Source organism: Blastococcus sp. SYSU DS0510 (genome assembly GCF_054050835.1).
Window position 1 is genome coordinate 1 of record NZ_JBJHAC010000052.1, and the last position, 1,611, is coordinate 1,611.

General features: G+C 71.5%; 1 protein-coding gene. It reads left to right on the forward strand.

Annotation, left to right across the window (positions count from 1 at the left end; translation table 11 throughout):
- Positions 1–120 precede the first annotated feature (120 nt).
- Positions 121–1,479: an IS1380 family transposase gene (locus ACI79P_RS21650; protein ID WP_456583122.1), complete on the forward strand. Its 1,359-nt coding sequence runs from the start codon at positions 121–123 to the stop codon at positions 1,477–1,479.
- The last annotated feature ends 132 nt before the right edge of the window (positions 1,480–1,611 follow it).

Consider the following 1,611-nt stretch of genomic DNA (forward strand, 5'->3'; position numbering starts at 1 on the left):
AGCCTGAATCCACCGACGTTGAGTCGGTGATCGGTGTGGCAACGGGAAGAGGGTGCTTCTGAGCTGGACGATCACGGTTACCAGGCCAAGATCGTCGCAGGAATCAGGAGCACCCTCTTGGTGCGAGCATCGCAGAGGTTGGATCGGCTGGCCATCACCGCCGATGAGGACACGCTGATCGCCGACGCCGGGTTGTTGCTGCCGGCGACGCTGGGGCGGCGGCTGGGGCTGGCCGAGCTGCTGGATCAGCGGCTGACCGGTGGGCCGCACCCGGCCCAGAAGTGTCTGACGGTGATCCATTCGGCACTGGCCGGCGGGGACTGCATCGACGACGTCGACGCGCTACGGGCCGGCGCCACCCAGGCGGTCCTCGGGCACCGGGTGGCCGCGCCGTCGACGGTGGGCACGTTCCTGCGCTCGCTTCGGTGGGGGCACGCCCGCCAGCTCGACGCGGTCAGCCGTGAACTGCTCGCCCGGGCCGCCGACGCCGGAGCGATCGACACCAGCCCGACCGACCCGTTCGTGCTCGATGTCGACGCGACGCTGGTGGAGACCTATGGGCTGGCCAAGCGTGGCGGCTCGGAGGTGATGCGCACCGGCCGACGCGGCTACCACCCCATCCTTGCAGTGGCCGCCGGCACCGGGGACGTGCTGCACGCCCGGCTGCGCCGGGGCCGCACCAACGACGCCTCCGGCGCTCCGGCGTTCGTCACCGAGACGATCGGCCGCATCCGCGCCGCCGGAGTCACCGGGTCGATGGTGCTGCGCGCCGACAGCGGCTTCTACCTCTCCGACGTGCTGGCCGCTTGCACCCGAACCGGGGTCGGATTCTCCATCGGCGCCCGGATGATCGGCCGGATGCGCGGGCTGATCGACGCCCTGGACGAGTCGGCGTGGACGCCGGTGCCCTACTTCGAGGACGGCGCCGCGGTCGCCGAAATCGGCTGGCTGGCCTTCGATGCTCAGCAGCGCAAGGGCAAGGGCTGGCGGGGCAACGGGACCTGGGTGCGGCTGATCGTGCGCCGCACCCCGACGCCGCCGGGCCTGCGCGATGAGGCGCAGCAGGCGCTGTTCCCGACGTTCGAGTACCACCCGTTCATCACCGACCAGCCCGGCGACACCGTCGAGCTCGACCGGTTCCACCGCGCGCACGCCGAGGTCGAGTTGGCCATCCGGGACCTGAAGTACGGCCTGGCGCTGAATCACCTGCCGACCAAGAGCTTCGCCGGCAACCACGCCTGGCTGGTGCTGCAGACCATCGCCCACAACCTCGGCCGGTGGACCGCCCGCCTCGGCAACCTCGCGGCCACCCCGCGGCAGACGATCAAGACGCTGCGCCGGCGCTACCTGAGCGTTCCCGCCCGGCTGGTCCACCACGCCCGCCGCCTCGTTCTGCGCCTGCCCCGGCACTGGCCCTGGGCCGACCAGCTGACCGCCGCTCTCACCCGGCTACGCGCCCTCCCCGGCCCCGCGGGCTGACCCCAGTTCTCCTGACCGCCCACGACCGGAGACTCGGAACCCCAAGTCCCGGCCCCCGCACGCCCACCCACCAACATCAAGATCAACAGACCACCGCTCGAGCTGCCGCCCCGAGATCGGTGGATTCAGGCT